Annotated in this window: 25 protein-coding genes; 9 read left to right on the top strand and 16 right to left on the bottom strand. The window is 62.6% G+C overall.

Translation table 11 applies throughout. The annotated features are described in order from the left end of the window. The first annotated feature begins 30 nt into the window (after positions 1 to 30). From ABCW42_RS16555 to ABCW42_RS16545, 3 genes are all read left to right on the top strand, one after another. Complete coding sequence (locus tag ABCW42_RS16555) at positions 31 to 453, top strand: hypothetical protein (RefSeq protein ID WP_423182212.1); 423 nt, start codon at positions 31 to 33, stop codon at positions 451 to 453. Between the two features lie 2,300 nt (positions 454 to 2,753). Beyond that, positions 2,754 to 3,386 carry a hypothetical protein gene (locus ABCW42_RS16550; protein ID WP_423182211.1) on the top strand — a complete coding sequence of 211 codons (633 nt, stop codon included), beginning with the start codon at positions 2,754 to 2,756 and terminating at the stop codon, positions 3,384 to 3,386. Positions 3,387 to 3,416: 30 nt separating this feature from the next. Next, positions 3,417 to 4,166, top strand: coding sequence for a hypothetical protein (locus ABCW42_RS16545; protein ID WP_423182210.1), 750 nt, complete (start codon positions 3,417 to 3,419; stop codon positions 4,164 to 4,166). 322 nt (positions 4,167 to 4,488) lie between these two features. Here ABCW42_RS16545 and ABCW42_RS16540 read toward each other — a convergent pair whose 3' ends face one another. Beyond that, a complete protein-coding gene (locus tag ABCW42_RS16540; protein ID WP_423182209.1) occupies positions 4,489 to 5,379 on the bottom strand; it encodes a helix-turn-helix transcriptional regulator in 891 nt (296 codons plus the stop codon). 151 nt (positions 5,380 to 5,530) lie between these two features. Here ABCW42_RS16540 and ABCW42_RS16535 point away from each other — a divergent pair, with 151 nt between their 5' ends. Continuing rightward, the gene (locus ABCW42_RS16535; protein ID WP_423182208.1) at positions 5,531 to 6,898 is read left to right on the top strand and encodes an MFS transporter; all 1,368 of its coding nucleotides are present in this window, start codon (positions 5,531 to 5,533) and stop codon (positions 6,896 to 6,898) included. A gap of 39 nt (positions 6,899 to 6,937) precedes the next feature. On the opposite strand, the gene ABCW42_RS16530 is transcribed toward ABCW42_RS16535, so the two are convergent. The 4 genes from ABCW42_RS16530 to ABCW42_RS16515 are packed head-to-tail and all read right to left on the bottom strand — an operon-like array spanning position 6,938 to position 10,991. Then, entirely contained in the window at positions 6,938 to 7,369 is a 432-nt protein-coding gene (locus ABCW42_RS16530) for an ATP-binding protein (RefSeq protein ID WP_423182207.1), read from the bottom strand. Beyond that, positions 7,362 to 7,694, bottom strand: coding sequence for an STAS domain-containing protein (locus tag ABCW42_RS16525; RefSeq protein ID WP_423182206.1), 333 nt, complete (start codon positions 7,692 to 7,694; stop codon positions 7,362 to 7,364). The genes ABCW42_RS16530 and ABCW42_RS16525 overlap by 8 nt, the downstream gene beginning before the upstream one ends. Positions 7,695 to 7,716: 22 nt before the next feature. After that, positions 7,717 to 9,672, bottom strand: coding sequence for a glycosyltransferase family 2 protein (locus ABCW42_RS16520; RefSeq protein ID WP_423182205.1), 1,956 nt, complete (start codon positions 9,670 to 9,672; stop codon positions 7,717 to 7,719). After that, positions 9,669 to 10,991, bottom strand: coding sequence for a PP2C family protein-serine/threonine phosphatase (locus ABCW42_RS16515; RefSeq protein WP_423184927.1), 1,323 nt, complete (start codon positions 10,989 to 10,991; stop codon positions 9,669 to 9,671). The genes ABCW42_RS16520 and ABCW42_RS16515 overlap by 4 nt, the downstream gene beginning before the upstream one ends. A gap of 156 nt (positions 10,992 to 11,147) precedes the next feature. Here ABCW42_RS16515 and ABCW42_RS16510 point away from each other — a divergent pair, with 156 nt between their 5' ends. Together ABCW42_RS16510 and ABCW42_RS16505 are read left to right on the top strand one after the other, a co-directional pair. Beyond that, complete coding sequence (locus ABCW42_RS16510; protein WP_423182204.1) at positions 11,148 to 11,474, top strand: ArsR/SmtB family transcription factor; 327 nt, start codon at positions 11,148 to 11,150, stop codon at positions 11,472 to 11,474. Beyond that, positions 11,471 to 12,385, top strand: a complete 915-nt coding sequence (locus ABCW42_RS16505; protein ID WP_423182203.1) for a cation diffusion facilitator family transporter — start codon at positions 11,471 to 11,473, stop codon at positions 12,383 to 12,385. The genes ABCW42_RS16510 and ABCW42_RS16505 overlap by 4 nt, the downstream gene beginning before the upstream one ends. 52 nt (positions 12,386 to 12,437) lie before the next feature. Here ABCW42_RS16505 and ABCW42_RS16500 read toward each other — a convergent pair whose 3' ends face one another. Both ABCW42_RS16500 and ABCW42_RS16495 read right to left on the bottom strand, forming a co-directional pair. Beyond that, the gene (locus ABCW42_RS16500) at positions 12,438 to 13,055 is read right to left on the bottom strand and encodes a YdcF family protein (RefSeq protein WP_423182202.1); all 618 of its coding nucleotides are present in this window, start codon (positions 13,053 to 13,055) and stop codon (positions 12,438 to 12,440) included. 94 nt (positions 13,056 to 13,149) lie between these two features. Next, positions 13,150 to 14,670 carry an FAD-dependent oxidoreductase gene (locus tag ABCW42_RS16495; RefSeq protein ID WP_423182201.1) on the bottom strand — a complete coding sequence of 507 codons (1,521 nt, stop codon included), beginning with the start codon at positions 14,668 to 14,670 and terminating at the stop codon, positions 13,150 to 13,152. A 246-nt stretch (positions 14,671 to 14,916) separates the two neighbouring features. Between ABCW42_RS16495 and ABCW42_RS16490 the strand changes: the two genes are divergently transcribed. Continuing rightward, positions 14,917 to 15,561, top strand: coding sequence for a TetR/AcrR family transcriptional regulator (locus ABCW42_RS16490; protein WP_423182200.1), 645 nt, complete (start codon positions 14,917 to 14,919; stop codon positions 15,559 to 15,561). Between the two features lie 27 nt (positions 15,562 to 15,588). Here ABCW42_RS16490 and ABCW42_RS16485 read toward each other — a convergent pair whose 3' ends face one another. Then, complete coding sequence (locus ABCW42_RS16485) at positions 15,589 to 16,716, bottom strand: EAL domain-containing protein (protein WP_423182199.1); 1,128 nt, start codon at positions 16,714 to 16,716, stop codon at positions 15,589 to 15,591. A gap of 210 nt (positions 16,717 to 16,926) precedes the next feature. On the opposite strand from ABCW42_RS16485, the gene ABCW42_RS16480 reads away from it, so the two are divergent. After that, a complete protein-coding gene (locus ABCW42_RS16480) occupies positions 16,927 to 17,742 on the top strand; it encodes an MBL fold metallo-hydrolase (protein ID WP_423182198.1) in 816 nt (271 codons plus the stop codon). Between the two features lie 50 nt (positions 17,743 to 17,792). Here ABCW42_RS16480 and ABCW42_RS16475 read toward each other — a convergent pair whose 3' ends face one another. Next, positions 17,793 to 18,191 (bottom strand): hypothetical protein, encoded by a 399-nt coding sequence (locus tag ABCW42_RS16475; RefSeq protein ID WP_423182197.1) that lies wholly within the window; start codon positions 18,189 to 18,191, stop codon positions 17,793 to 17,795. A 216-nt stretch (positions 18,192 to 18,407) separates the two neighbouring features. Next, entirely contained in the window at positions 18,408 to 19,919 is a 1,512-nt protein-coding gene (locus ABCW42_RS16470; RefSeq protein ID WP_423182196.1) for a sensor histidine kinase, read from the bottom strand. 303 nt (positions 19,920 to 20,222) lie between these two features. Between ABCW42_RS16470 and ABCW42_RS16465 the strand changes: the two genes are divergently transcribed. After that, positions 20,223 to 20,990: a response regulator transcription factor gene (locus ABCW42_RS16465; RefSeq protein WP_423182195.1), complete on the top strand. Its 768-nt coding sequence runs from the start codon at positions 20,223 to 20,225 to the stop codon at positions 20,988 to 20,990. Here the strand turns inward: ABCW42_RS16465 and ABCW42_RS16460 are convergent. The 6 genes from ABCW42_RS16460 to cpaB form a co-directional block, all read right to left on the bottom strand. Continuing rightward, a complete protein-coding gene (locus ABCW42_RS16460; protein WP_423182194.1) occupies positions 20,987 to 21,466 on the bottom strand; it encodes an Hpt domain-containing protein in 480 nt (159 codons plus the stop codon). The genes ABCW42_RS16465 and ABCW42_RS16460 overlap by 4 nt on opposite strands. A gap of 128 nt (positions 21,467 to 21,594) precedes the next feature. Beyond that, entirely contained in the window at positions 21,595 to 22,482 is an 888-nt protein-coding gene (locus ABCW42_RS16455) for a type II secretion system F family protein (RefSeq protein ID WP_423182193.1), read from the bottom strand. Between the two features lie 8 nt (positions 22,483 to 22,490). Further along, the gene (locus ABCW42_RS16450) at positions 22,491 to 23,420 is read right to left on the bottom strand and encodes a type II secretion system F family protein (RefSeq protein WP_423182192.1); all 930 of its coding nucleotides are present in this window, start codon (positions 23,418 to 23,420) and stop codon (positions 22,491 to 22,493) included. Position 23,421: 1 nt separating this feature from the next. After that, positions 23,422 to 24,780, bottom strand: a complete 1,359-nt coding sequence (locus ABCW42_RS16445; protein ID WP_423184926.1) for a CpaF family protein — start codon at positions 24,778 to 24,780, stop codon at positions 23,422 to 23,424. 92 nt (positions 24,781 to 24,872) lie between these two features. Then, positions 24,873 to 26,066 (bottom strand): AAA family ATPase, encoded by a 1,194-nt coding sequence (locus ABCW42_RS16440; protein ID WP_423182191.1) that lies wholly within the window; start codon positions 26,064 to 26,066, stop codon positions 24,873 to 24,875. Then, positions 26,063 to 26,833: a Flp pilus assembly protein CpaB gene (cpaB, locus tag ABCW42_RS16435; protein WP_423182190.1), complete on the bottom strand. Its 771-nt coding sequence runs from the start codon at positions 26,831 to 26,833 to the stop codon at positions 26,063 to 26,065. Before cpaB ends, ABCW42_RS16440 begins: the two co-directional genes overlap by 4 nt. Between the last annotated feature and the right edge of the window lie 7 nt (positions 26,834 to 26,840).

Genomic DNA, 26,840 nt, shown 5'->3' with positions numbered 1-26,840 from the left:
CATTCATTGACTCGAAGAAGGACCAAACCTTTGACCCTGCTAGAAGAACTTCAGGAAAAAACCCTCGCCGCGCACTTGCTCGTGCGTTCCGCCAAGGAATGGGACAACCTCGCCGCCAAAGCGCACGAGGCACTCACGCACGGGGAGGAAATCCACCACGACGCCGCCCGGAAGTTCCACCTCCTGGCTTGGGCATCCGTCGCGCGGAACCTCCTCGCGGATCCCTTCGAAGGAGTAGGGATCACCACCAGTCCCGCCACGACGGACTGGGGCATCGCCACTTTGACCACGGGAAAACGCAGCTGCCAGCCACAGCTCATCCACCCGGTCACCGATCCTGCCGCAGCGCCCCGGTTGCGGGACTTCGACGACGTCATGGCCGAATACACCGCATGCCTGAGCTACCTGTCCGGTGCCACCACCTCCCCGGCAGAGAAACCCGCCCGCCAATAATGAAGCCGAGCTACGTCAAGGACTGGGCCACCCTCGCGGGCACCACCGTCCAGAAGCACGAGAACAAGGGCGCACAGCTCGGCTAACCCGTCCCAAAGACGATGGCAACGGCGCAACGCGGGGTCACGTACGGCCCATTTGAGGCCCTCAAATGGGCCGTACGTGACCCCGCGATTGATGGTACGACGGACGGACCCAGAGTCGATCTTGAGCATGTGTTCCGCACCAGCTCTCGCCGAGAACTTAATTACATGTGGGGTGCCGCACCAGAGTGCGCCACCCCACTTGTAAGTCACACGGGATAGGGAACGATTACGGATGTGGTTCGCGATACGCGTGCATCATCGCGTCCCTTTTATCGAGTTCCGCCGCACGCGCGAGTGCGGCTTTCTCTTTTCGGTGTAGGACTATTTCATTGATCACGTACGAGGCCAGAGCCAGGAGGGGCAGGAGGATTCGGATCCAAACATCCCAATTGCTCATAAAGAGGGGCGCCAACGATGCAGTGAAAATCGGTGGATGAGCGCAACGAAACCAATTCATGGTGACCTCCCTCAGAGTCCGCAGTCTCTTGACGGCATGTCCCGGAGAGGGGCGGAGGGGTTAGTGAGACTCACGCCGTAGCATTTTCCGCCAATGAGGTTTGCATTTCTGTAGGAATTGCTGATGATAGCGACGGCAGATGCGACTCCCCCTGCACCGGTCACCTTGCAAATCATGCTTACGATCTTTGCCGCCGGGCCTGTCAGTTTGCTGAATGTGCAACCCGACCAAGCACCGCCAACGAATACTGCTGTGGACAGGCCAACAAGGACTCTCAATTCGGCGCCACTGATGGCGAGCACTGGCCACGGGACCCACTGAATGCTCGTTGGGTCGGCCGTTACAGGAAATGCCGTTGCCGGATTGAATTCAACATGCTGAACAAGTGAGCCCTCGTTGATGGAGAATGATGTGGGCACGGAGTTCCCGTTCGCATCGAATGCCCAGGGGGCGACAAATGCACCCGTGACTCGTCCTGAGTCGTCTCGAATCAAGACCGAGCCGTCAGCCTCAACCTTGGCTGAGGCGCCGGGCGGCAGTGCCAAAGGGAAACGGTAATCCCGAGAAGCCTTGGGTGACTCGATAGTAATCAGTGTTTGCGAGCCGCTTTGGGTCTCGTAGGTTGTTGTCGCCGCTTCCGATAGGCGGGTGGACAAGATAGGGGCACCTTCGCCGACGAAATGGCCGTCCGGAACGCCCTTCAGCTCAGCCGGAGTGGCCTCGGCGGAGCTACCCGGTACCGAAATTCCAATTACCTGAGTGCCCGACTGTGACCGTATGGTGGTGGTCCCGGGCTCAACGGTGCTGATGACTCCAGACTCGCTCGAAGGCGGCTCTCCATTATGGGATGACGTTGCCACGGTTTGAGGCGATGCCGCATTTGCGGCTCCTACACCGGTAACCGTCACACCTAATACCAAAGCCGCAACCATCGCGGATTGAGCCAAGGTTGATATCTTCTTCATCGAAAATCGACTCCCCAAATATAGATTTCAACTGAAGGTCCGGCTAGAGGTCCTGTCTTCTATGAATGTGGAATTATCAGGATCGGTGCCGCCCTGGGGGTATCGTAAGGTCGAGCCAATGTCAATGAGTGTGAGATCTAGTCAAATTGAGTGGTCACTTTGACGAAATTGAGTATTAAGTCCGCTGGCTCACGGCCGGCGATGCTTCCTTTGAAGTTGTCGGCGGCAGCGGATTCCTAAAGTGAATTGCCCGTCCTGAAAAGTGGTCCCAGAACGTTGCTAGGTCAAGGCGGATGTTTCGTCCTTCGGCGGGATGGTGGCTTGAAGGTCGGTGGATCCACACCTTGTCGTGATCCACTCCTGCTGGTGTCCCAGAACCGTGCCACTTTCTGGCTCGGGTAACCGAGTGCTTCCCAGTCGTGGCTCACCATCGAGCTAAAGAACGGAAATTCCGCTGCCACGGGCCCTGTCGGTGCTTCTTTTGGCTCTTCTTCGTGTTCCCTGTGCGCGGTAAAGGCACGAGTGGCCTCTCTTGATTCCGTCATCCTGTTATATCCCCCAATATTCATGTTTTCGTATTCGCAATTTTAGGGCAGGCTACAAGGCAATCGCAGGGCCGCAAAGTTAACAAGGCGGAGCATGCTCCGCTGCCGTTGCCGGGGGCTAACGGTCGATGTTCCGGTAGCTACAGCTCTGCAAACAGGTATTCGACACTCTTTTTTGACGACGAACCTGTTGGCAGGCTCAGGGACAGGGGCGGCTGTCGGCGTCGAAGCAGTCGATGGGGGGAGCATGAGCGGGCTTGATGATCTCATGGCCAAATCCGATGATCGGTGGGCAAGAGCTACCCGAAGTGCCCGAGGTGTGCGGGACAAAGGCCTGGAGCGTGCACTGAAGGCTTATTACACGATCTATTTCCCGATAGGGCCTGTGGTTCTTCTGGCACTCGTGGCCTGGGGCGAGGTTGTTCTCACCGGCGGTACGTACCGAGATGGACTCAACTTTCTGACACTTGGCTGGCTTCTTGCGGGCGTTTGTTCACTAGTCGGAAGCTTTGGCTACATCGCGAAGAGAATCGACACCGCCGTCGAAAATGACAAGATCGATGTCCTGACTTCGCTTGAGCGTCAGGAGAAAAAGCACCTCCGGCGGCAGATCACTGGGAAGGCAGGCATTGAGCCGGAACACCTTGTCGTCAAGCGGGCCGCCGCGGTACAACTCCGAAGACGCCTCGCAACCCAGCTGATCTACTCGCCGACAGTTCCATTGTTCTTGTTTGCTCAGGACAGCGGCGGCCATATCGTATTTTGGTGGCTGATGGCAGCTGCGTTGGTTACAGCGATGGCTGGCCAAGCCTATGCCCTACGTGACTTCCGGCGCGCGGGCAAGTTCCTGGAGCTTACTGCTGAGGATGCTAAACCGTGAGATCAGGGGTGACGGGACGATGATTCGGGAATGAAACCAACGGCGCGGGAGAAAAGGATCCGGATCGTTGCCGGATTGATTATGTGTGTACTCTCGACGGCGCCTGCAGGCCTTATCTTTCTGTCCGGTGTGGACCTGAGTCATGAAATTGCCCTCTCGCTCATTCCGGGACTTCAGGGGCTGCTGGCTCTCGGCCTCGGAATTTTCATGATCTCCGGCAGGGGTGGCGCCGGCGAATTGGTGCCGATGCGCAGCACTTGGCGCGCGATAGCGCTGGTCGTCATCGTGCTTTTTGGCATTGCGGTCTTCGTACTTGAGCTGAAGGAGGAGCCCCAAAAGCTCTACACGGTCGCGACGTGGCCGGTTCTGACGGTCGTTGCGATTTATATCCAGTTCAAACCCAGCCGTCACCACTTTCGGAACGAGGACCAGTGGGCGGTCGCCAGATCCCACGAAGAGACCACCGAAGCTCTGGTTCGCCTCTTCCGTGAGCAGGGGATGGATGTGAAAACCGAGAACTCTGACGTCTGGGTGGAGATACGCCGTGAGTGGCAAGGGGATTGGCGACACCGCGACGCCGCCCGGCATATGAAGGTTCAGCCATTCGTTCATTTCCTTGTGGATGAGACCCAAGACGGGACACGCGTCACAGCATTCAGTGGCGACACATTCGTGGGTGCCTACGACGCGCTGAAGCTCGCAGACGAAATGAGTGAAACCGCTGTGGCGCTGGCAAAGGAGCGTACGGGCTGGCGCGGGCATCCTGCAGGTGCGGATTGACGCCCTCGTGTGCAATCACCTGCTCGGTCCCTCGTGTGAGTGTTGCCCTCTGCGGACACTCAATTTGGTGCTGATTACCACTCAGTAGGGGCCTTTGGAGCACCTAACGGGGTGATCCGGCCATAGTTTTGCTTGTGGGGGATCCGCCCCCGGATGGTCCGTCCCGATGCTTCAGCCCCCCTGAGAATTCCGGACGCGGGACATTGCTTCGGGGACCCGCCGAGCGATGTCTGTGGCCGGCCACGCGGTATGGCCGGCCACACCATCCGACAGCGAAGTGAAGGACTGGGCAGGCGGGTGGCTCGTCCCGTCACCCAGTTCTTCATGAAGGCTTTACGCCCGTACGGTCTGCAACCTGGACTGCCGGCGCCCACGCGGAGAGCAGCCGAAGCGATTCCTCCGATGCCGAACCCGGCTCGGCCGGATACACAGCAAGCGTCAGCCCCGGATCCTCGGCGAGATGCATCGCTTCGAACAAGAGACTGATGTCGCCCACCACAGGATGGTGGTATTCCTTCCTGCCCGAGTAATGATGCCGCACGTCATGGGCAGCCCACCGGACGCGGAAGTCCTCGCTGCGCATTGACAGGCTGCCCACCAGATCGGCCAAGGCTTTGTCGTACGGGTTACGGCCCGACTCCGAGCGCAGGATGGCCACGATGTTGTTCGCCGCGAGGTTCCAATCGCAATAGAAATCGCGGGCGCGGGGGTCAAGGAACGCGTAGCGCGCCGAATTGGCCGGATGCACGGGGTCTTCGAACATTTGGGCGTACAAGGCACGGCCCAGATGATTGGCCGCAAGGATGTCCCGGCGCCCGTTCCTGACGAACGCCGGAGCATCCGTGATGGAATCGAGCACGAACTGGATGCTGGGCCGGACCCGCGCCTGGGTCTTCGGCCGGTACTCCCGGGAACGCGCCTGGGAGGAAGCGTTGGCGGTGCGGGCAAGGGCGAACAAGTGGTCCCGTTCGTCGTCGTTGAGCCGCAAGCCGCGGGCCAGCGCTTCAAGCACGCCCTCCGACACCCCGGACAGGTTCCCGCGCTCGAGCCGCGTGTAATAGTCCACGCTCACGCCCACGAGCATCGCGGCCTCCTCGCGCCGCAACCCCTGCACACGGCGATACCCGCCATACACGGTGAGGCCGGCCATCTCAGGGGTGATTCGCCCCCGGCGCGAAACCAGGAAGTCGCGCACGTCCGTCCGATTGTCCATGGACCAACGTTAAGCGCAGCCCGCCAAGCTCAGGGAGGTTCTGCCAGAACCAGTATGAACAGCCCCCTCCCATCGGCACAGCGATCGCCGTTCCATGGAAAGGAACCCAGCGCAGGAAACAACATCGGCGCGCAATCAGCAAGGAAAAGCCGTGGAGACCACCAACCTCACCGCAACCCGCACCAACCCGGTGCCAGGACAGGAACGGGCCGCGCTTGGCGCCGCGGCGCTTGGGAACTTCGTCATCACCCTCGACGCCGTGGTGGTGAACGTAGCCCTCCCCAGTATCAGGAACGACGTCGGAGGAGGCATGACCGGGCTCCAATGGGTAGTGGACGGCTACACCCTCATGTTCGCCGGGCTACTCCTCACGGCCGGGGCAGTCTCCGACCGCCTCGGTGCCCGGCGCTCCTTCGGCTTCGGCCTGGGCCTCTTCGTGATCGCCTCACTCGCGTGCGGCCTTGCCCCGAACCTCGGCGCCCTCGTCGCGGCCCGGTTCATCCAAGGTGCAGCCGCGGCGATCATGATGCCCACCACCATGGCCCTCATCGGGCAGACATTCCGCGACCCAAAGCAGCGCGCCCGCGCAATCGGCGTCTGGGCCGCGGCAGGTGCCATCGCCGCCTCCTCAGGTCCCGTCGTCGGGGGCTTGCTCAACCTGCTGAGCTGGCGGCTGATCTTCCTCGTGAACCTTCCGGTCGGAGTGATCGGCCTTCTCCTCCTCGCGCGGGTGCGGCGCTCGCCGCAACGGGACGTTCCGTTCGACTGGGCCGGGCAGGCGACGGCGGTCCTCGCCATGGGCGGCATAACTTACGCGACCATCGAGGCAGGAGCATCGGGACTCGCCGCCCCGCACGTCCTGCTGGCTTTTGCTATCGGGTTCCTGAGCCTCGCGGCTTTCGTGATGACCCAGCGCCGCGGACGCCATCCGATGGTCCCACGAGTGCTGGCCACCTCACGCACCATGGCCGTATCCGCCGGAATTGGATTCGCGTTCATGGTCGGCTTTTATGGACTTCCGTTCGTCATGAGCCTGTACCTCCAGCAGCACAGGGGATTCAGCTCCCTTGCCACAGGCATCGCGTTCCTGCCCATGATGGCCATTGGAGCCTTCGTCACTCCGTTCATTGCGAAGATCATCGGGCGCTTCGGCGCGCGCCGACTGGCAACCACCGGGCTGCTGATCATGGCGGCGGGACTCGCCGCCGTCGCACTCGCGCCCGAACAGGCGCCCGTCTGGGTGTTGTCCGCCGCGATGGTGCTCGTCGGGCTGTCCGCCCCGCTGATCATGCCGCCCACCACTTCAATACTGCTCGACCACGTTCCCGGGCAGCTCTCCGGCACCGCAAGCGGCGTGTTCAATACCAGCAGGCAGACGGGCGGGGCACTCGCCGTCGCGGTCTTCGGCGCACTATTGGCCCGACCCGATCCCCACCAAGGGGTGCTGGTCAGCCTCTCCCTGGCGGCCGTCGTCGCACTCGCCGCCGCGGCAGCAAGCCGGCTGTTGCCGCGGACCTAATGGCCCGGTCAGCGTTTCGCCGGCGGCTTCGGCGGGGCTTCAGCTTTGCAGTGGCGTTTTAGACAGGATCCATGTATTCGTTGCGCCTTGCCTGGTGAACGTCACGGTGGTGACAAGGGCGCGGATCAGGGCCAGGCCGCGACCCGACTCAGCATCGCCGTCCGGCATGGTGCCGTCCGAGTTCAGCTCGCCCGGGCTCTCGGCCCCGAAGGCACTGATCCGCGCTTCGAGGCTGGATTGCCGCACGTTGATTTCGACGCCGAGCTCCACGGGTGTTTGGGCCTCGGGAACGGCATGCTGCACCACGTTGCTTGCAGCTTCGATGATGGCGGTGGCGAACGTCATCCGGTCCATGTCCGGAACGAAAGAGGCGTCGTCCCAGAGCTGCTCGAGCTCCTCATGGACCGCGTTCACGGCCTCTGGTTCGGCCGGCTGCCGGAGGGTCCGGCGAGTGAGGATGTCCTCAGTCATGGCTGAAAGCTTCCGCCGCTGATGGGTGCGATGTGAGCACCTTGTCCATGCTGGTGAGGCCCAAAACCATTTGAACCTGCGGCTGGACCGCGGCAATGCGAAGATCGCCGCCGGCCTGCCGGGCAGCCTTGAGGCAACCGATGAGCGCGCCCAGCCCGGAGGAATCCATGAAGGCCGTGTCCTCGAGGTTCACCACGATCCTCGACGTTCCCTCCGCGATGACATCCGCCACCATTTCGCGGAGCTTCGGCGCCGAAACCATATTCAGCCGGCCAGCGGCCTTGATTTCCGCGTAACTCTCTTTTACTTCATAGCTCAGATCCATCCTGTGTCCTTTCTGGTGTTGGCTAATTATTTGTGGACTTCTCTCCGGACTCTTCGTCCGTGAAACCCCGGTACAGGACCGCCCTGGCCAGGATGGACATGACAACCAGGTCGTATACCACCCAGACCACGTTGACCAAGGTCCCGATCGGCTCGTTCAGCCCGGCGACAAGCCGTGCGATGCCCACCAGTGCGGCAATGGCAAGCAATACCGAAACAATGATCTGCGGCCGGATCAAGCTCCACCGCGGACCACCCGACTGGCGGTCTTTCGGGGTGACGGCGAACCCCAGTGGACGTCCGAACCACACGTTGCGTGCCGCCGTCGTACACGCTTTGATCCACGTGGGGAACAACGCCAGGCTGTACTGCTGGCCGCGCCAGGTGGGGATGCCCTTGCCGGCGACGGCGAACAACAACTGGTTCACCACCATGAATGGAATGAACCGGATGAAAAAGTCGAAGCTCAAACTGCTGACCGGCAAGACCCCGAAAAGCAAGTACACGATAGGTGCAGCGAAATATACGACGGCGGCGAAACCGCTCAGGTAACTCCACATGGTCGCGAAATACATCAAGCGCTGGCCCCACTTCAGGCCAGGTTGGACCAGCGGATTTTCCCGCAGCAACACCTGGATGGTGCCTTGCGCCCAACGGAGCCGCTGGGTCAGCATGGTGCCGATGTCCTCGGGCGCGAGGCCGTACGCGAGGACTTCGTGGTGGTAGACGCTGCGCCAGCCCATGCCATGCATCCGCATGGCCGTGGCCATGTCCTCGGTCACCGAAATGGTGGCCAGAGGCATGATCGGCTGGGCCTCGTCCATGCGCTCCACCGATAACGCATCCAGCACCGCCTGCACCGATTCCAACGCACCGAGCGGCGACCAGTCCCGTTGCGCCATCCGCTGCACAGCATCCTCGGTCACCACGGGAACTCCCGATGCACCTACCTCCACCGGCGCCATCGCCGCGATCTCTTCGAGGTCTGCTTGCAGCGCCGAGACGTCCGCGGCCACCAACAATTGCACGGCGTTGTCCACCCGGCGACGGGTGCGGTACGTGATCTCGCTCAGCGATTGGCCCGCATCCAATTGCGCTTGGGCATCCGTCGTTGCCGACTCGACCTCGTCAAGGACAGAAAAGAGCAGCTCCGAACCTTCCTCGGCCGTTTTGCGGGCCTTTTGGATCGCCGCCCGTGCGGCACCCAGGGCCCGGCGGATGCTCTTCTCGGTCTCCTTCACATACCCGGACAGACCAAGTTGCATCAGTGCTTCGCGGCGCAGGATTGCGTTTGAACCGCAGAAAAACGCCGCGTTCCAGCCGTCCTTGCCTTGCTGGATAGGCCCGTAGAACAGGGGAGCCTGGCTGCCCAGAGGATCGTCAGCCGGGACGTTGCTGAAGTACTGCGGGGTCTGGACCAGCGCCACCTTCGGATCGTTGAAATAGCCGAGGGTTCGGTCCAGGATTTCCGGCTCCGGGATCTGGTCCGCGTCCAGGATCAGCAGGAACTCGCCGTCGGTCATCATCAGGGCGTTGTTCAGATTGCCGGCCTTGGCGTGCCGGGGCATGCCCGCCCAGTCAGGCCCCCGGGTCACATAGCCGAGGCCATGCTCCGCGGCGGCCTCGCGGAACTCCGGGCGGTTCCCGTCGTCCAGGATCCAAGTAGTGTGCGGGTGCCGGATCCTCTTCGCCGCGAGGGCCGTGGTCATGACCAGGTCCATGGGCTCGTTGTAAGTGGTGATGAAAACGTCCACCGTGGCATCCGGGGGCGGGGCATCCGGTGCCTTGCGTATTTTCAAACGCCACACCGTCATGCCGAAGAGGAACACGTCCACCAAGCTGTATGTTTCGGCCGCAACGAGCGGGACGGCGATCCACCAGGCATCCCAGTTCAGCGAAGCGAACCACCGCCACGCAATGTAGTTGACCCCGGTCAATATGGTCAGCGAGACGAAAACCCGGACGATCAACAGCTTCATGAAACCTGCATCCTCCCGGCGCGGCGCTCGCGTCCTTCAGGCGCTGCCCCTGAGCGGTTTGGATCCCGGCGATCACGCCGCACCGCGAGGACAGTGACGTCGTCGGGATTGCCGCTTTCCAAAGCGAGATCGCTGACGGCGTCAACAATGTCCTGGGCGGACCGGGCTTTGGCTGCGAGGCGGCCCACTTCATCGATCGCGGACAAGGTGCCGTCGTAGAGGTCGAGGACTCCGTCGCTGAAGCACACCATCATGTCACCTTGGCCGAGCACGATTTCGGCGGATTTCCACGTGGCATCCGGCATGAGGCCTACCGGCATGTCGCGGGAGGCGAGCCGCTCCCAAGTGCCGTTGGCCCGGACAAGCAGCGTGAGTCCGTGGCCGGCGTCGGAAAAGATGACCCGACCGTCCGCAGACCTCAAGCGGGCATGGAAGAGAGTGGCGAATGAACCCGCTTGGCTCAGGTCCGTGGCGAGGAAGTCCGAGGTGAGAGTCATGGCAGTCACGGGATCATCGCTGTTGCGCGCGCTGCGCACCACGGCCCTCGCCGTGGCGGCGATCATGCCGGCGCCGGCACCTTTACCCATGACATCTCCGAGGGTGAAGGCAAGTCCGTCATCTATCAGGTACCAGTCGAAGAAGTCACCGCCCACGGCCTTTGATGGAATACAGATCCCCGCTGTCTGGTATCCCGGCAGCGGTGCCGCGTTGCGGGGGAGGAGGAATCGTTGGATCTGCGCGGCGGCGCTCAACTCCTCCGCTGCTGCGGCTGCCTGCTTCTTCGCGGTGCGCAACCGGCGCCGGGCCCTGCGCGCTAGTTCATTCACCACGGCGGCCGCCAGGGCGAAAATAATCGTGCTGTAGATTCCGCGGGACAACTCATTGGGGTTGTCCTCAATGGTGCTTCCCAACGCGAAGGGAACCATGATCGCGACGATCGCTCCCGCAGAGGCGTATCCGACGTGCCTCCGGCCGTCCAACGATGCGAACCAAAGGACCGGAACCAGCACGATCGAGGCATAGATTGAATGGCTCGCCTCGGTGCCATGGCGCAAAGCTCCAGCCGCGAAGAAGTCAATCGCCGGCACCACCGCGGAGTATTGGACCAGCTTGGGCCGGGAAAGCACGAATGCCACCACGGTTGCCGCAATAGTCAGCGCCGCCCCTCCGAGGAGTACGGGCCCGTCGCTGACGGTCAACGTGGGGATGAAGGTGCTCATGACCATCGCAGCTACGTAAAAGACCAGGAACGGGAGCTGCTTCCACACTGGCGACAATTCGTCCAGCCCGACCAATCTTTCAACAGGAGCAAAGCCCATGCTCACCGTTTCCCCCGCCTTCCCCGACTTACCCACAGGCACCATATGTAACTCTGATCTTATCGATTTCGTGGACAAGGCGTCAGGGTTGCGCGGGCATTGGACCGGACCGTCAACCGCTCGCGACGTTACATGAAGTTGTGTACCGTTGTGGGTGTGAAGACGTTGACCGTGAACGAGGTGCTGGCGCGCTTCGGGAAGGCCCTGGCCGACCCGACGAGGGCCGCCGTCCTCATGCGCCTGAAGGATGGTCCTGCATACTCGGGGGACTTGGCGGACGCCATTGGAGTGAGCAAACAAGTCCTCTCCAACCACCTTGCATGCCTGCGGGACTGCGGCTTGGTGGTTGCCGAGCCGGAAGGCCGGAGGGTCCGTTACGAGCTCTCTGACACGAAACTCGCGCATGCACTGGAAGATCTCCTCGGCGTGATCCTCGCAGTAGAACCCGTCTGCCTCTGCACGGTGCCGGAGTGCCCCCAATGAGCGGTCACGACCATTCACACGCGGATGCAACCCAGGACAGGTCGCGTCTCATAGCTGCCCTCGCTGTGACGGTGTTGATCCTCATAGCCGAGATCATCGGTGCTGCGCTGTCCGGATCGCTCGCGCTGCTGGCGGACGCGGGCCACATGTTCACCGATGCTTCCGGACTGGTCATCGCCCTGATCGCGGCGTCCCTGGCATTACGCCCGCGGACGCCTGAACGCACGTGGGGTTTCAAACGTGCCGAGGTCCTCGCGGCCGCGCTTCAAGCCGGACTCCTGCTGGTGGTAGGCGGATTCGTCCTCGTTGAAGGCATCCGCCGCTTGGTCGAACCTCCCGAGGTCGGCTCGTCCGCGATGCTCCTGTTCGGCATCATCGGCCTGGCTGGGAATGCGGTGGCCCTGATGGTGTTGGCCTCGGGCCGCCACAGCAGCTTCAATTTGCGGGCAGCATTCCTCGAGGTCCTGAACGACGCCCTGGGTTCCGCAGCCGTAATCATCGCGGCAATCGTGATCAGCCTGACCGGTTGGACGCGCGCCGACGCACTGGTTTCGCTGCTCATCGGCGTCCTGATCATTCCACGGACGCTCCGGCTGCTCAAGGAAACCACCGAGGTCCTCCTGGCTGCCACCCCGAAGGGCCTGGACCTCCGTGCCGTCCGTGACCACATCCTCGCGCTGCCCCACGTCGTCGACGTGCACGATCTCCACGCCACGCTCATCGGCACGGGAACGCCCGTGATCACCGGGCACGTAACCCTAAAGGACGAATGCCTCACGGACGGACACTCCCAGCAGATCCTCGCCGACCTGCAGAAATGCGTTGCCGAGCACTTCGACGTCCCAGTGGAACACTCAACCTTCCAGTTGGAGACTGCCGCCCACCGCGACCAGGAACACCTCCACCACTGACGCACCTCCACCACTGAAGCAAAGAGCCGTGCACAACTGAAGCCAAAACCCCTCAGCACTCGGGATGCACTGCCACCTTCACGAACGCCGCGGTTTGGTACAGGTATTGGTACGCCCAGGAGTACGTAGGTTCCGTCAACGACACGATAGGCAGCTGAGGCTGGTCGGCAACCATGTGGAGCTCGTCCTTGTAGCAACGCTCCACGATCACCCGGGCGCGGGTCACATGGAACTGGGCCGTGAGGACGTTGGCGCTGTGCCAGCCATAGCGCTCGGACATGCTCTTGAGGGCCCGCGCTTCGCCCTGGGTGGTGAAGGGCTCCGGATGGAAACAAATCACCCGGTAGGACGTGTGTTGCCCGCAGATGTCCGCAGTGAACCGGCCGTTCTCGTCCACGGGACTCGACACCGCGAGGGTAGGCGCGTAGCCCTCGTCCATCAGTTTTTCGGCGTAGTCCATGCGGGAGTCCGGCGGACCGAGGACAAACACCACATCCGCGCGCTGGGGTTCATCGGACTGGGGTTCCACGTAGAGGAAGATGCCTGCAACCGCCCACACGAATCCCAAGGACGCGGCTATTGCCAACCACTTCAGAACAAGGCGGTTCCGTCGCTTCGGCGCCGCGGGCTGCGGCGCGGCCTGTGCCTCGGGTGTGCGAATAAGGGTCATACCGTCCTCTAACCGATGCGGAATGCGGGCGGCAACGCTGCACCCGTCCAACTCTACCCAGTGCGGACCGGCGACGCACTACGCGGAAGACCCCCTACTGCAGCTTCATGAGGTTGTGCGTAGCGGGTCCCTCCAGCAATTTCCCCGTAGGCGAGAACCGCGAGCCGTGCAGCGGGCAATCCCAGGACTTCTCGGCGTCGTTCCAGCGCAGGATCCCGCCGAGGTGCGCGCATTCGGCGGACACCCGGCACACCGTGCCGTCCACCGTGCAGACCGCGGCAGGCTTGCCGTGGAACAGCCCCGTGACGCCAGCGCCCTCCTCAGGGCTGGTCTCCTCGGTGATGGCCGGCTTGTCCTTGAGGGCTGCCTTGTCCTGGAAATTCTGCCGCTGTGTCTCGATGTTGAACGAGATTGCCGAGCCAGCTCCGCGCGGGGACGTGATCCGGTGATGGATGGTCTTGGCCCACTCATGTTCGCCGCTCCCGGTGATCTCGGAAGCGATATCCAAGGCGGCAACCACCCCGTTGGTCATGCCCCACTTGTTGTAGCCAGTGCCGAAGAAGATCTTTCCCCGGCCCCTCGGGAACTTCCCGAAGAACGGCACGAGGTTCACGGCCTGGTAGTCCTGGGCGGCCCACGTGTGCGTGACCGCCGCGTCGGGATAGTACTGCCGCGCCCACCCGAGCAGCTGGTCGACGTGGGACTGCGGCGACGGTGCCCGGCCACCCGCGTGGCCGAACCCGCCCACCAAAAGGAGGGTGCCGCCGTCGGGCACTGGATAGTCGCGCAAGGACCGCGTGGGCGGTTCGGCGGACAGGTACATCCCGGGCGGCGGACTCACGCCGTCCGGGAGCCGCAAAGCGGCGGCGTACGAGCGGTTGGGGCGAAGCTTCGCAAAGTAGAGGCCGCGGTTCAGCACAGGCGTTCCGGTGGCGAGCACCACGTTTCCGGCGCGGACCTCGCCCCGCCGGGTAACGACCGACAGCGGGTCGCCATTATGGACGTTCATGACCCGGACGCCCTCCACGATGCTGCCGCCGCCCGCCCGCACATCCGCCGCCAGCGCGTCCAGGACGTCCATGGGGTTGAACTGTGCCTGGCGGGGGAGCCGCAAAGCGGTTTCGACGCCGAACGGCAGCCCGGTGTCCGCGGTAATTTCGACGGCGAGCCCGGCCTCGCGGGCCACCTCCGCTTCATCGTGGAGCCGCTCGGCCCCTACCGCCGTGGTCGCGAAGGTGTAGGCGTCGCGGTACTGGAACGGCACGCCGCGGGATTCCAGGTAGTCGAGCAGCCAGGCTTGGCCCGCCCGGTTCGCTTCGACGTAGGCGCTGACCACGTTCGGGGTGTACTGGTTCCGGATGTGGGACAGGGCCGTGCCCTGCAGGAGACTGAGCTTGGCTGTTGTGTTCCCGGTGTTGACTGCGCCGATATGTCGGGCTTCGAGGACCAGGACCTTCCGCCCGGCACGCGTCAGCATGATCGCCGTCGCGAGGCCTGTGATGCCGGCACCGACCACCACGGTGTCGTAGCTGCTTCCGGGGGCGAATTCGTCAGGGCTGGTGGCGCCGGCGGCACCCCCGTCCGGTCCTCGCCCGTCTAGCCACAGAGAAGTCATAGCAGTCCCATGTCCCTTCAGCCGGGCAGGATCCACACCGGAATTAGCGCGGTGGCGGCCCGGTAGGGAAAGCGAAGCAGAACGCCGGGAGAGAAGCAATAGGGGAGCGGATCCCGACGGCGCGGCGCACCACCGAAGGCGCGGAACGGCGGGGGAGCGCGGCCCGGCGGCGCGACGCGACGCGCCCAAAGTGATAGAGGACAGACAGGTCTGTCTCCCCCCGCCACGAGTAAAATTGATGTCACCATGAGCTCGCCAGACGCTTCGGACATCCCCAGTCCGGCACCGTTGCCAGCCGGACAAACGACCACCAGAGATGATGCGGTGGATCGCATCCTCGACGCCGCCTACGAACTGTTTTCCCGGCGCGGAATCCGTGCTGTGGGAATTGACCAGCTCATCGAGCGGTCAGGGGTAGCGAAGGCCACCTTCTACCGGCACTTCCCCTCCAAGGACGATCTTGTGCTCGCCTTCCTGGCTTTGCGCGACCAGATCTGGACCGTGGACTTGATCATCTCCGACGCCAAGAGCCGCGGAAACACGCCGGAGGAACGCCTGCTGGCCATCTTCGACGTTTTCGGTGACTGGTTCAGGCGGGAAGATTTCGAGGCATGCTCGTTCATCAACGTCCTGCTCGAGATGGGCCGTGAGCATCCTTTGGGGAAAGCCAGCATCGCCTACCTCGCCCGGATCAGGGGACATGTCCAGGAGCTGGCCGAAGAAGCCGGGCTGGAGCGCACCGAGGAATTCGCGCGCTCCTGGCACATCCTCATGAAGGGCTCCATCATCTCGGCCACCGAAGGAGACGCCCTCGCGGCCAAGCGGGCGCAGGAAATGGCCGTGTGGCTGATCGACCACCACCGCGGCCACGTCCGCGTTCCCGCGAGGTGAGCGGGCGGGCCTCCATGGTCTGAACTCCTAGGCGCGTGCCGTCCGCCGGCTCCTGGCCTGCGCCAAAAGGCGCGTGCTGTGCTCGGTGGGTGCGCCCCAAGCAGCCCATTCGCGTGGCTGCACCGACGGCCGGCCCAAGTGGAAACCTTGGCCGAGCGCGATTCCCAGACCCGTAACGGTGGCGAGCTCGTCCTCTGTTTCGATGCGCTGCGCGGACAGCACTGCGCCGATTTCCGCCGCGAACGCCACCTCGGCTTCCACCAGTTCCTGCCGGAGCAGGTCCCGGTCCAAGCCCGATGCCAGGTTGCGATCGAGCTTGATCATTTCCGGCTTGAGGCGGGATATGTGGCTGACGGCCGCAAAATAGGAACCCGTGTTCTCAACGGACAATCGAACACCGGCCGCGCGCAAGGGCTGAAGGGCGGCGTCGAGCGAGGCCGATTGGTCCTGGAGGAACCGGCCGGTGAGTTCGAGGACTACACGGCTGGGAGCCACGGGAGAATTGTCGAACAGCACGTGGAGCCGCGGATCGATGCAGGCCACGTGCGAGAGCTTCAGCGCGACGAACAGTTCTTGCGGCAGTTCGGCCGCGGCCGAGAGCGCAGACTCCAACGCAGCGAATTCAAGGTCTGTCCGAAGTCCGGAATCCTCGGCCTCCGCGAACCAGTAGTCCGCGGGGTCTCCGCCGTCGCTGACGAAGCGGGTCAATGCCTCGGCGCCTACCACTGCCTGCGTGCGGAGGTCGAACACCGGCTGGAAAGCGGTGACTAGCATCCGGTCGCGGAGGACGGCCTCCAGCCGCGGGCTGCCATGGGGTTCGGAAATTTCCGTCCGCGGTTCTTCGGGCTCGGGGCCCGGTTCGGGTTCTTCAGAGTCCGGCTCAGGAACGACCATGCCGGACTCCTGCTCCTTGAGGGAAGCCAAATGTTCCAGCAGCGCACTCTCCGGCCGGCCGGGATGGGCCTCCAGGTGCTTTCGAAGTTGTTCGCGCACCTCCTCGCTCGTCTCTGACGAATCCGCCAAGACTTCCTCAATGATCTCCAGGACTTGGCTGCGCAATCCCAGGAGTTCATTGGTGGACGGCTTGACGGTCCCGGAGGTGGCGCGCCCCAGCGCCTCGGCCACTGCGAGAGAAGACGGCTTTTGCGTCGACATATAGTATTCCCTTACCTGCAGATCCGGCTGAGCCCGGGTCCTACCAAAAGGAATGGTACAGCTAAACAAACCGGTCAGTCCGAACTGTGAGGAAATCGTTGCTCTCTGTTTACACGTGTGGACGCGCGGCCGGTTCACGATCCTCCCAGCTGCGCGTGGGTAGAATCAAGGCCTGAACACCGCCGGAACGCAATTGAAGACGGAGTAACAATGGCAGCATGGCTCGAAGTCGGCCCGGACAACTACGTTTTGGAGACCGAAGGATGCCTCCTCAACACCGGCCTCGTTGTAGGAACTGAACGAGCCATGGTGATCGACACCGGTTGCGGACCCCGCCAAGGCAAGCAGATCCTCGCCGCGGTGCGCGAAAAGACCCAGTTGCCCCTCGTCGTCGTCAACACGCACGCGCATTACGACCACTACTTCGGCAACGCGGTTTTTGCCGACGACGGCGTCACCGAGTTTTGGGGGCACGTCAACACCGCCGCGACGATCGACGACGACGGCGACCACCAGCGGCGCTTTGTGGCCGCCACTGAGCCCGAGATGGCAGCAGGCAAGGGCGAAGCCGTGGAGATCGTGATCCCGAACGCCATCGTCAAGGACCAGCCCGTCCTGGTTGACCTCGGCGGCCTGACCGCCACCTTGTTCTACCTGGGCCGTGGCCACACCGACGGGGACCTCCTGGTGGGAACGCCCTCCACGCTCTTCGCGGGCGACCTCGTGGAACAAGGCGCCCACCCCTCCTTCGAAGATTCATACCCCGAGGAATGGGCCGATGCACTCCGCCACATCTCGGCACTGCGGCACCGCTACGAATACCTGATCCCGGGCCACGGAAAGCCCTGCAGCGACCAGTTCGTGAAGACGATGGCGGACACGATGACCACAGCGGTACGGCAGGCCAGGCAGTCGATCCGGGACACGCCGTCGGACGCTACCAAAGCGATTCCGGTGCTTCCCTACGGACCGGAACAGTCACGTTGGTTCATCAAGCGGCTCCAGGAGACCGCCGCCCACCACTAAGGTGCGGAGGATGGCTCGGGCGGCTTCGCCCGAGCCTTACGCCATGCCGCCTAGGCTGCGGACGGTGCCAAAACCGGCGGTGCGGCAAACTGCTTGCGGGCCCAGCGGGCGAGCTTCTTGCCCTTGCCCTTCCACCAGTTGTCCTCGTCCTTGTCATGGTGCCAGCGGAAGATGATCGCCACCATCACGAAGACGCCCATCACCAGGTCCGTCCAAGACAGGAAGATGGCATCCTCGAGGACGCTGACTCCCATGACGAGGATCGACGGTATCGCCAAGGTCCTGAAGATGGTGCTGGCAACGTAGCGGCGATGGGACCTTGGCACGGACAGCGCACGGACCATATCGCAGCACAGGCACACCACTACGAGCGTCTGGCCTATCGACATGAGGACAAGTCCGCCCAACGAGCCGGCGAAGTTGGCTGCCGATTCCATTCCGGTGCTCATCGGGCCGACTCCGCCCTGGCAGCACCCGCGGACGGCAGGGCAGGATTACAGAATGCGTACATGTGAATGACCCCCAGAGATCAAGTATTGCGGTTGAGACCAACTGGGATTCATTCAAGCTTTCACGGCATGTACCCGTCACGAGTAGCGGGTACTCCATTATCTTGCCTAGGTACACTTGCCGTCCTGAGTAATACTCGGCCCGGCCACGAGTGACTACTCGGACGAAGATCCGGCAGTTGCCGGCAACGCCACTGTGAACGTGCTTCCCCGGCCCGGCTCGCTCTCACAGGTGATGCTGCCGCCGTGGCGCTCCACGATGGATTTGGTGATGGACAATCCCAAGCCGATTCCGGGAATCGAGGCCTCGCGGGCGCTGCTGGTGCGGAAGTACCGCGTGAAAATCCGGGTGGTCTCGTCCTGGGTCATGCCCATGCCGGTGTCCTCGACCTCGAGCCGGACCCAGTCGCGGTCGCGTGTGGCACGCACGCTCACAAGGCCGCCGTCCGGCGAATACTTGATGGCGTTGGACACCAGGTTGTCCAATGCCTGGCCGAGCCGCAGGGGATCGGCGTCGGCCCACAGGGGAGCGGGCACCTCGGCGACGAGGCCCACGTTGGCGGCGTCCGCCTGGGCCTGGGCGGAGACCAGGCTGTTCTCCACCAAACCCGCCAGGTCCGTGGGCCGGAGGCGGATGCCCTCCACCGCCGCGGCAGAGGAGAGGAGATCGTCCATCAAGGCCCGGAGCCGCTCCGCATTGCGCTCGGCGACCTCCAAACCGGTCCGGGCACGAGGGTGCAGTTCCGCCGAGCCATGGAGCACCAAATCGAGGTTGCCCATGATGGACGTCAGCGGGGAGCCGAATTCGTGCGAAACGTTGGCCACCAGTTCGTCTTTGGCCGCAAGGGCTTCCACCACCTCAGTCACGTCCCGGAAAACGATCACGGCCCCGCCGAAGTCGTCGTCGCCGTCGTTCTTCATGCTCCGTGCCGCGGTGGAGATGGCCCGCTGTTCCGATCCGGAGCCGAACCACACGAGGTAGTCCGAAAAAGTCTCCCCCCGGACCGCCCGCTGCACAGGGCTCTTCTCGCGGGGCAGGGGAGTGAGCCGGTCCTGGCCGAACATCAAGCTTTCGGCATCACCCGGGTCTTCGCCGGGGGTCAGCAGGCGAAGGAAATCCTTTTGCTGGTTATTGGTCAGGAGCGTTTCGCCGTTGGCATCGACGGCGACAATTCCGACGTCGATCGTGTCCAGAATTGTCTTGAGCAGCGTCTCGCTCCGCCTGCTCGCCGTAAGCAAATGCCGCAAGGCCTGGTCCCGCTGCTTTACCCGCCGTTGCTGGAGGACTGCGAACGAACCGGCCAAGCGAATCGACGCCGCCACCGCAAACATCATGAGGGGCACAATTACCGCGGCGGAAATGTACGTGGACCCGGGATTTGGCAGGTGCGAAATCAATGGTGGAAGGGCAATGATGAATGGCGCCGCAAAACTGAGAATAAGGCTCCAATTAGGCATCAAACCGGAAGCCGACAACCAGATCACCGGGAACAGCGAAACCAGGATAAGCGACGGTATGGCCTGGATTGCGCCATTGCGCGTGAAGAAGATTGCCACCAGGTCCAAGAGCGGAATTGCAAGGCTCGCGCTGGGGGACAAGCGCTCCCACGGAATCACCAGGCAGGCGAGGAAAAGGATCCCATGGAAGATGGCGCCTGTCACAAACATCCAGTTTTGGATCAGGGTTGGCCAATGTGCCGGTGCCGCGACCACCAAGGCCGCTATGGTGAGCGTCAGCGGTAATTCGCAAAATGCCAGCCGAACGCGGGGTGTGAGCCGCCTGAAGAAACGGTTTGCCACGCGTAACAAAGGCTGCTCACCCAAGGTTGTACCTTTCGCTGAAGCGTCGCGGTCCAATTACTGTTCCACATATTAGGTGCTATGTGACGGCAATGCTTGTATCGTAGGGAATCGGGTGATACTTCCGCATTGCGCTGGGCTGTGCGGCGGTGCACCGACTTGAGGATATCAATGAGCGAGCCTGGGGTAGCTGTTGTCATTGAAGACGACGAAGACGTCCGGAATTTGGTGGACGCCATTCTCAAGGAAGCTGGTTTTGAGGTGCACTCCGCCTCGACCGGCCGCGAAGGCGTGGAAGTCGTACGCCATCGAAACGCCGCCGTGGTCACCTTGGATGTCGGTCTTCCAGATATGGACGGCAATGAAGTCCTGCGTCGAATCCGGCAATTCAGCGACGCTTACGTGGTGATGCTGACGGCCCGTCGCGAAGAGCTGGACACCTTGACCGCATTCCTGACCGGCGCGGACGACTACGTCAAGAAACCGTTCCTGCCCCGCGAATTGCGTGCGCGGGTGACGGCGATGATGCGGCGGCCACGCGTGGGTGGCCTGGAGCCGGCCGGGGACACCGGACGACCGGAGCCTGACCGCCAGCCCCGCGACGACGCCGCGATCGAGCACAACGGTTTGGCCGTCAACCACAAAACCAGGACGGTCACGCTCCGGGGTTCAACGCTCACGTTGACGAGGAGCGAATTCGATTTGCTGTTCGACATCCTCCGCCACCGTGGAGGAGTCCGGACGAAAGCCGATCTTGTCCGGGCAGCCCGTGGCGATTACTACGACGACGACGCCTACATCAGCGAAGCCGATGAACGGGCCGTTGAGACCCACATTGGCAACCTTCGGCGCAAGCTCCACGAGGATCCGCAATCGCCGCGGTTCCTGCAGACCGTCCGCGGAGTCGGGTACCGGCTGGCGCCGGCGAGGACCGATTAGGCCGGAGCGCCGTCGTCCGCCAACTGCTTCCGGAGCACGTAACTGGACCTGAGCTCGCCCACGGTGAGACGGCCGCACTCGCCCACCTCGTGGAGGAGGCCGCGGGCCGCGAGGAAATCGTTGGTCCGCAAGAATCCCTCCAACTTTGCCGCCAGACGCGCAAGCCGAACACCGCCCACCATGGCGGAAGAGGTCCTCAAGCTCAGGACGGCGTCCAAAGCCGCGGCTTCGTCGCCACGTCCGACGGCAGCCGCCAGGACTTCATAACGCATGCCCCAGAGCTTCGCGAAGTCTCCGGCAAAGCTCCGGGCGATCGATGGATTATCCACTTGGTCTTCCAGAAGCTGGAATTCCGCAAGGTCCAGGATGGGATGCTCAGCAAGCTCGGCGGGAGATGCCCCGACGGAATCGACGGACGGACCGGTAGGGCCAGAGCCTTCCGCTCCGGTAGTTTCGCTGGAACCTGAACTGAACATGATCCAATGCTACTTTCCGAATTTCGAAAGAAACCGATCTTATGCAGATCCTGAGGAAAACTTAAGCCTTTCTTGATGTAGTCGAATTTAGCCGCTTGAATGCAAGTAAACCGCGGGGAATTCTCATATCATCCGCCGCCGCTGAAGGAGGAAATCGCATTGATGACAGCTGGGCCCAGGATCGCGATGAACAAAACCGGGAAGATGAAGAGCAACAGCGGAAAGAGGACCATGACCGGAAGCTTCATCGCCTTTTCTTCGGCGCGTTGCCGGCGTTTCACCCTCATGACCTTCGCCTGGACCCGAAGGACACGGCTGATGGCGATGCCGTACGTATCTGCCTGAATGACGGCCTGCACGAAGCTTCGAAGCTCGGGGACATTGGTCCGTTCCGCGAGTGACAGATAGGACTCGCGGCGGCTCCGGCCAACTTGCATGTCCTGTAGGGTCCGCACAAGCTCCTCGGCCAATGGCCCTTTGCCGTTTTCACCTGCGCGCGCCATTGCGCCTTCGAATCCAAGCCCGGCTTCCACGGAAATCAACATTTGATCCATGGTGTTGGCGAGTTCCAGTTGCATGGTCTTTTGCCGCTCTTTGCCTTTGCTATATAGCATCAGGTCCGGTATGAAATAGCCCAGCAATACTACGAATATTCCCACCAGCTTGAGAATTCCGCTCGAACTGCTGCTGGTGATGAACAACCCAAAAAAGGCGCCGCAAAGGCCGAGCGCCGGCTTGGCCGCGAGGACGCGACCCAAGGGCATTGACGGCGGGCGGCCAGCCAAGGAAAGAAGCCTGTCAAGTTTCTGGACATAGCTTCCGGGGGTGAGCCTGTAGCCGATGCGCTCCAAAATGCCGGCTTGCCGCTGCTCCTCGACCACTGCGACGTCGTAGCCCTGTGCAAGCAGTTCCTTCACGGCGCGCTGGGCTTTGCGGTCAACGGAGAGGAAGGACCACAAGAGGTAGGAAAGCGGGAGGGGTACCAGCAGCAAGGACAGGAAGAGCAGGGGATTCATGCCTCACCTCAAAACTTCAGGTTGATGATTTTGCGCATCCACAGTCCGCCGATGGTCATGAGGATGACCGAGGCCGCGATCATTCCCCAACCGAGCGGATGCGTGAACATCGGTTCCATATAGCCGGGATTGACCACCATGAGCATTGTGACGATGCCGAACGGAAGGGCCATGAGGATGTACCCGGAGAACTTCCCTTCCGCGGCAAGGGACTTGATGTGGCCCTTGATTTCGCTGCGTTCACGGATGGTCTCATTGACCTGGTCCAACACTTCTGCCAGGTTTCCGCCGACTTCGCGGTTGATTTGGATCGCTTGGGCTATCCAAACGAAGTCTTCGCTTCGCATGCGATCGGCGGTGTCATTGAGGGAGGCTTGAAGGTCCCGTCCGAGGCTTGTCTCCGTGATGACCCGGCGCATCTCTTCCGACGTCGGAACGGCTGATTCCGCAGCGGCCGCGTCAATTGCCCGAAGAATACTGTGGCCGGCCCTGAGGCTGCCCGCGAGCAGTTGCAGGGTGTCTCCAAGTTGGTCATCAAACTTTGCACGCCTTTTGCCCGCGAGGAACCTGATGGCGAGCTTTCCGACGAGTGGCGCGGCGAGGAAGAACAAAACCGCCAGCCAGGGCCCGCCCACAATGAGGCCGATCAAGGCCCCAACGAGCGCGCCGGCGATCACCAGGATGAAGAACTCCGCTTGGCTCATTCGAAGCCCGGCGTTTTCCAGCTCTTCCCGACCGAATAGCTGAACGTTGCGTCGAGTAAGGATGCCATGAAGCTGCTCAGTGGCCGAGCCGGTAAACCGGGTTAGCTGCGACCCGGAGCCCACTTCGAGCGGCCGCCGGCGATCCACCGGGACCTCTTGGGGCTTGGGCAGGATGACCGCCACACCGAAGAGCAGGATGGCTAGGAGCATCAAGGCCATTCCGAATAAGAGCATCTCAGCTCCTTGGTGAGGTCAGCGGAGCGGCGAAAACTCCCGGCGAAACCCGGATTCCCAGGTCTTCGAAGCGGTCGATGAACCGCGGACGGATTCCCGTCGGTACCGGCCTGCCAAGGAATGTCCCATGCGCGTCGACGCCGGCCGAATAATCGAAGACGAACGCATCCTGCAGGGTGACGATGTCGCCTTCCATTCCCTGGACTTCGGTCACATGGGTGATGCGCCGTGTTCCGTCGCGCAGGCGCGAGATTTGGACGATGAGATTCACAGCGGACGCAATTTGTTCGCGGATGGCGCGTAGGGGCAGGTCCATGCCGGCCATGAGAACCAGCGTTTCCAGGCGGGCAACGGCGTCCCGGGGAGAATTCGAGTGCACCGTCGACAGGGAACCGTCGTGGCCGGTATTCATGGCCTGCAACATGTCCAGCGACTCTCCACCGCGGACCTCACCCACCACAATCCTGTCAGGGCGCATGCGGAGGGAGTTGCGGAGCAAGTCGCGGATGGTCACTTCGCCTTTGCCCTCAGTATTGGGGGGCCGGCTTTCGAGGCGGACCACGTGTTGCTGTTGGATCTGGAGTTCCACTGCGTCCTCGATGGTGACGATGCGGTTGTCCTCCGGGATGAAGGCAGACAGGACGTTCAAAAGCGTGGTCTTTCCGGTGCCCGTGCCTCCGGACACGATGATGTTCAGTTTCGCCTTGACGCAGGCATTGAGGAGTTCGGCCATCTCGGGCGTCAGGGTTCCGAAATCGATCAGGTTCCGGACGGTCAGCGGCACTTTGCTGAATTTTCGGATGGTCAGCGAGGAACCCCCGACGGCGAGTGGCGGGATCACGGCGTTGACGCGGGACCCGTCTTCGAGCCGGGCGTCGACGAGGGGCGACGACTCGTCGATCCGGCGGCCCACCCTGGAAACGATCCTCTCGATAACCCTGCGGAGATGTTCTTCCGAGCTGAATCCGGAATCGGTGAGGGTCAGCTTGCCACGCCGTTCCACATAGATCTGGTCCATCCTGTTGACCATGATCTCGGTGACTTCGGGATCGTCCAGCAAACGCTGTAGCGGGCCATATCCGAGGACGTCATCAGCAACGTCAGCCACCAGGCGGCTGCGCTCGTCGGGGGAGAGGGGAACCTGCTCCGCGTCGACAATTCTGATGAGTTCTTCCCGGGCCGTGGCACGCAGTTCCTGCTCGCTCACGGTGGAGTCGTTGAACCTGGTACCGAGCCGCTCGAACAAGGCCGTTGCGGCACGCTGCTTCAGGGCGGCGAAAACGTCCACCGGTTGTTGGGCCCTCGGCTTGGGCGGATCCAACGTTTCGCTGAGCTTGAGAGATGCTTGGGGTTTCGGCATCGGGTTGGCTTTTACGGGAGGCAGTTCTGTACGGGGGCGCGGGGCAGCCGCCTCCGGGTCTTCCACAGCTTGCAGGCGCTCGGACAGTTTCACTAGACCACCACCCTTCTGTGGAGTTTGCGTTGCGCCGTGGCGCGCCACGCCGGGTTGAAGCGTTCAACGAGCTGCTTGAAACCCTTGACGGCAGGATCCTTGGCGGCCTCCTGGAGCACAGGAATTCCGCGATTGGTGGAGAACGCCACGGCTTTCGATCGCGGGATGCTGATGTCGACTGGCGCGCCGACGGTCGACTCAACGTCCTGGACCGAAAGCCCGGACTTGGAGTCGGCCATGTTGAGGACCACATGACGCGTTTCCGGAAGCAGGTTCAACCGACGGAGGATGTCCAAGCCGGAACGGAGGCCACGAATGCTCGGAACGTCCATCGCCGTTACCCAGACCGCGTCGGTGCATTGTTCCAGCGCGGCGAGGCCGATCTCCGGCAATCCCGGGGCGGTGTCCACAACTACGTATTGGAACTGTTCGGCGAGCTGTTCGAGGAGCCGGCCCACCTGGCCCGGCGAGATTTCGTCTGCTTCCACCGGGTTCTTGGGAGCACACAAGGCATAGATGCTCGCCGGGTGCACGGTGAGGAAGGCTTTGAGGACCAGCGAATCCTGGGCGGCGGACGGAGTGACGGCGTCAGTCACAGTGTGCTCCGGATTGAGGTAGAGCCCGGAAGCAACATCGCCGAACTGCAGGTCGAGGTCCACGATCACCACGCTCATCGGCGCGATCTTGCCGAGCCCCACCGCGATGTTCGTGGCGATGGTGGTCTTGCCTACTCCGCCTTTGGGGGAGAAGACCCCGATCACCAAACCCCTTGGCGCTCCGGGCTGTTGTGGCTCCGTGGCGCGCTGGCGGCTGGCGAAGGATTGGCACGCACGCTCAAGGGTGATCCTGATCTGGGCCAGGTCCGCCGATGGGCTAATCATGTCCCGGATTCCGGACCGCATGGCTTGGAGGACAAACGCCGGGTCCGGATCGCTGACGAGGACCACGCTCAGTTCAGGCAATTGCACGGCGAGGACTGTCGCCAGTCGCAGGGCGTCCTCCACAGGGACTTCCGGACCGAGAATCAGGACTTCAAGTTGTTCCTGGCTCAGCGCGCCGAACAGCTCGGCAGGGTCCGTGGGCAGGGCGCTTGTGAAGAACGTCTGGACGCTGCCAGGAAGGCCACCGGCAACGGCTTGGCGCAAGCGCTGGTCGAACTCCGTGTCCGGAGTAATCAGGACAAAGCGGCTCATCGATACACACTTCCCGGCTGGATGATGGTGGGTCCACTGTCCTTGGCGTCCAAAGGCTCCTTGCTGAGCCAGATTTTCTCGAACTCGGCCGCGAACACGATCTTGGCCGCGTCGACGTCGCTCACTGCGACCGTCAACAGGAGTGAGCCGGTCGGAAGGCTGGTATCGCCCGGGTTGGCGGCACCGGAACTCGGGGCCGGCGTCGGTTGCTGGCTCGCCCCGGCTTGGGGAGCGCGCTGGACGGACGTCACCAGGACTTTGGGGATGGTCAATTGCGTAGTGGATTTGTCCGACTTCGCGTCTATGCCTCCGCTGGACATTGAGATGAAAATTCCAACGTGGTCGCCGGGGACAATCCGTCCGCCCACAACCCTCTGGGGCTCCAGCTGAAAGGAGACCTCCTGGAGCCCCGCGGGCACCTTGACGTCGCCCGGGGCTTGGAGGGCGTCCGGGGCCACCAACCGCTCGGACACCAGCGTCTCCCCGGGGACGAGGTCGACGGCGGCGACTTTGCCCGCGGAATCGTTCAGGTTATGGAGCGCTGTCGCCGGGACAGCCGATTGCGGGAGTTGTTCCGTGGCCAGGGACGCCTGCATGGCGCCGACGGGAGTTCCCGCGGGAATCGCAGTCTTCACCACGAGGACGTCAACAGGGGAGAGGTTCTGGACCGCCCGTTGGTCTGCGCCCTGGGCGTAGGAAAAGACGAGAATCACTCCGATGACGGCCAACAGTGCTGCTGCCGAGCCTGCCAACAAGCGGGACTTCACTGACTGC

Origin of the sequence: Arthrobacter sp. NyZ413 (genome assembly GCF_049390645.1) — a bacterium.
GTDB lineage: Bacteria > Actinomycetota > Actinomycetes > Actinomycetales > Micrococcaceae > Arthrobacter.
Note: the sequence above shows the minus strand (reverse complement) of the source record. Positions and strands in the feature narration are given on the sequence as shown.

Bases quoted from the DNA above. Each gene is read 5' to 3' on its own strand.
- ABCW42_RS16450 (WP_423182192.1), bottom strand. From the start codon at position 23,420: ATGCTCTTATTCGGAATGGCCTTGATGCTCCTAGCCATCCTGCTCTTC.
- ABCW42_RS16505 (WP_423182203.1), top strand. From the start codon at position 11,471: ATGAGCGGTCACGACCATTCACACGCGGATGCAACCCAGGACAGGTCG.
- ABCW42_RS16490 (WP_423182200.1), top strand. From the start codon at position 14,917: ATGAGCTCGCCAGACGCTTCGGACATCCCCAGTCCGGCACCGTTGCCA.
- ABCW42_RS16485 (WP_423182199.1), bottom strand. From the start codon at position 16,716: ATGTCGACGCAAAAGCCGTCTTCTCTCGCAGTGGCCGAGGCGCTGGGG.
- ABCW42_RS16440 (WP_423182191.1), bottom strand. From the start codon at position 26,066: ATGAGCCGCTTTGTCCTGATTACTCCGGACACGGAGTTCGACCAGCGC.
- ABCW42_RS16475 (WP_423182197.1), bottom strand. From the start codon at position 18,191: ATGAGCACCGGAATGGAATCGGCAGCCAACTTCGCCGGCTCGTTGGGC.
- ABCW42_RS16500 (WP_423182202.1), bottom strand. From the start codon at position 13,055: ATGACCCTTATTCGCACACCCGAGGCACAGGCCGCGCCGCAGCCCGCG.
- ABCW42_RS16455 (WP_423182193.1), bottom strand. From the start codon at position 22,482: ATGAATCCCCTGCTCTTCCTGTCCTTGCTGCTGGTACCCCTCCCGCTT.
- ABCW42_RS16550 (WP_423182211.1), top strand. From the start codon at position 2,754: ATGAGCGGGCTTGATGATCTCATGGCCAAATCCGATGATCGGTGGGCA.
- ABCW42_RS16545 (WP_423182210.1), top strand. From the start codon at position 3,417: ATGAAACCAACGGCGCGGGAGAAAAGGATCCGGATCGTTGCCGGATTG.
- ABCW42_RS16460 (WP_423182194.1), bottom strand. From the start codon at position 21,466: ATGTTCAGTTCAGGTTCCAGCGAAACTACCGGAGCGGAAGGCTCTGGC.
- ABCW42_RS16525 (WP_423182206.1), bottom strand. From the start codon at position 7,694: ATGGATCTGAGCTATGAAGTAAAAGAGAGTTACGCGGAAATCAAGGCC.
- ABCW42_RS16495 (WP_423182201.1), bottom strand. From the start codon at position 14,670: ATGACTTCTCTGTGGCTAGACGGGCGAGGACCGGACGGGGGTGCCGCC.
- ABCW42_RS16540 (WP_423182209.1), bottom strand. From the start codon at position 5,379: ATGGACAATCGGACGGACGTGCGCGACTTCCTGGTTTCGCGCCGGGGG.
- ABCW42_RS16515 (WP_423184927.1), bottom strand. From the start codon at position 10,991: ATGGGCTTTGCTCCTGTTGAAAGATTGGTCGGGCTGGACGAATTGTCG.
- ABCW42_RS16480 (WP_423182198.1), top strand. From the start codon at position 16,927: ATGGCAGCATGGCTCGAAGTCGGCCCGGACAACTACGTTTTGGAGACC.
- ABCW42_RS16520 (WP_423182205.1), bottom strand. From the start codon at position 9,672: ATGAAGCTGTTGATCGTCCGGGTTTTCGTCTCGCTGACCATATTGACC.
- ABCW42_RS16465 (WP_423182195.1), top strand. From the start codon at position 20,223: ATGAGCGAGCCTGGGGTAGCTGTTGTCATTGAAGACGACGAAGACGTC.
- ABCW42_RS16530 (WP_423182207.1), bottom strand. From the start codon at position 7,369: ATGACTGAGGACATCCTCACTCGCCGGACCCTCCGGCAGCCGGCCGAA.
- ABCW42_RS16445 (WP_423184926.1), bottom strand. From the start codon at position 24,780: ATGCCGAAACCCCAAGCATCTCTCAAGCTCAGCGAAACGTTGGATCCG.
- ABCW42_RS16470 (WP_423182196.1), bottom strand. From the start codon at position 19,919: ATGTTTGTGACAGGCGCCATCTTCCATGGGATCCTTTTCCTCGCCTGC.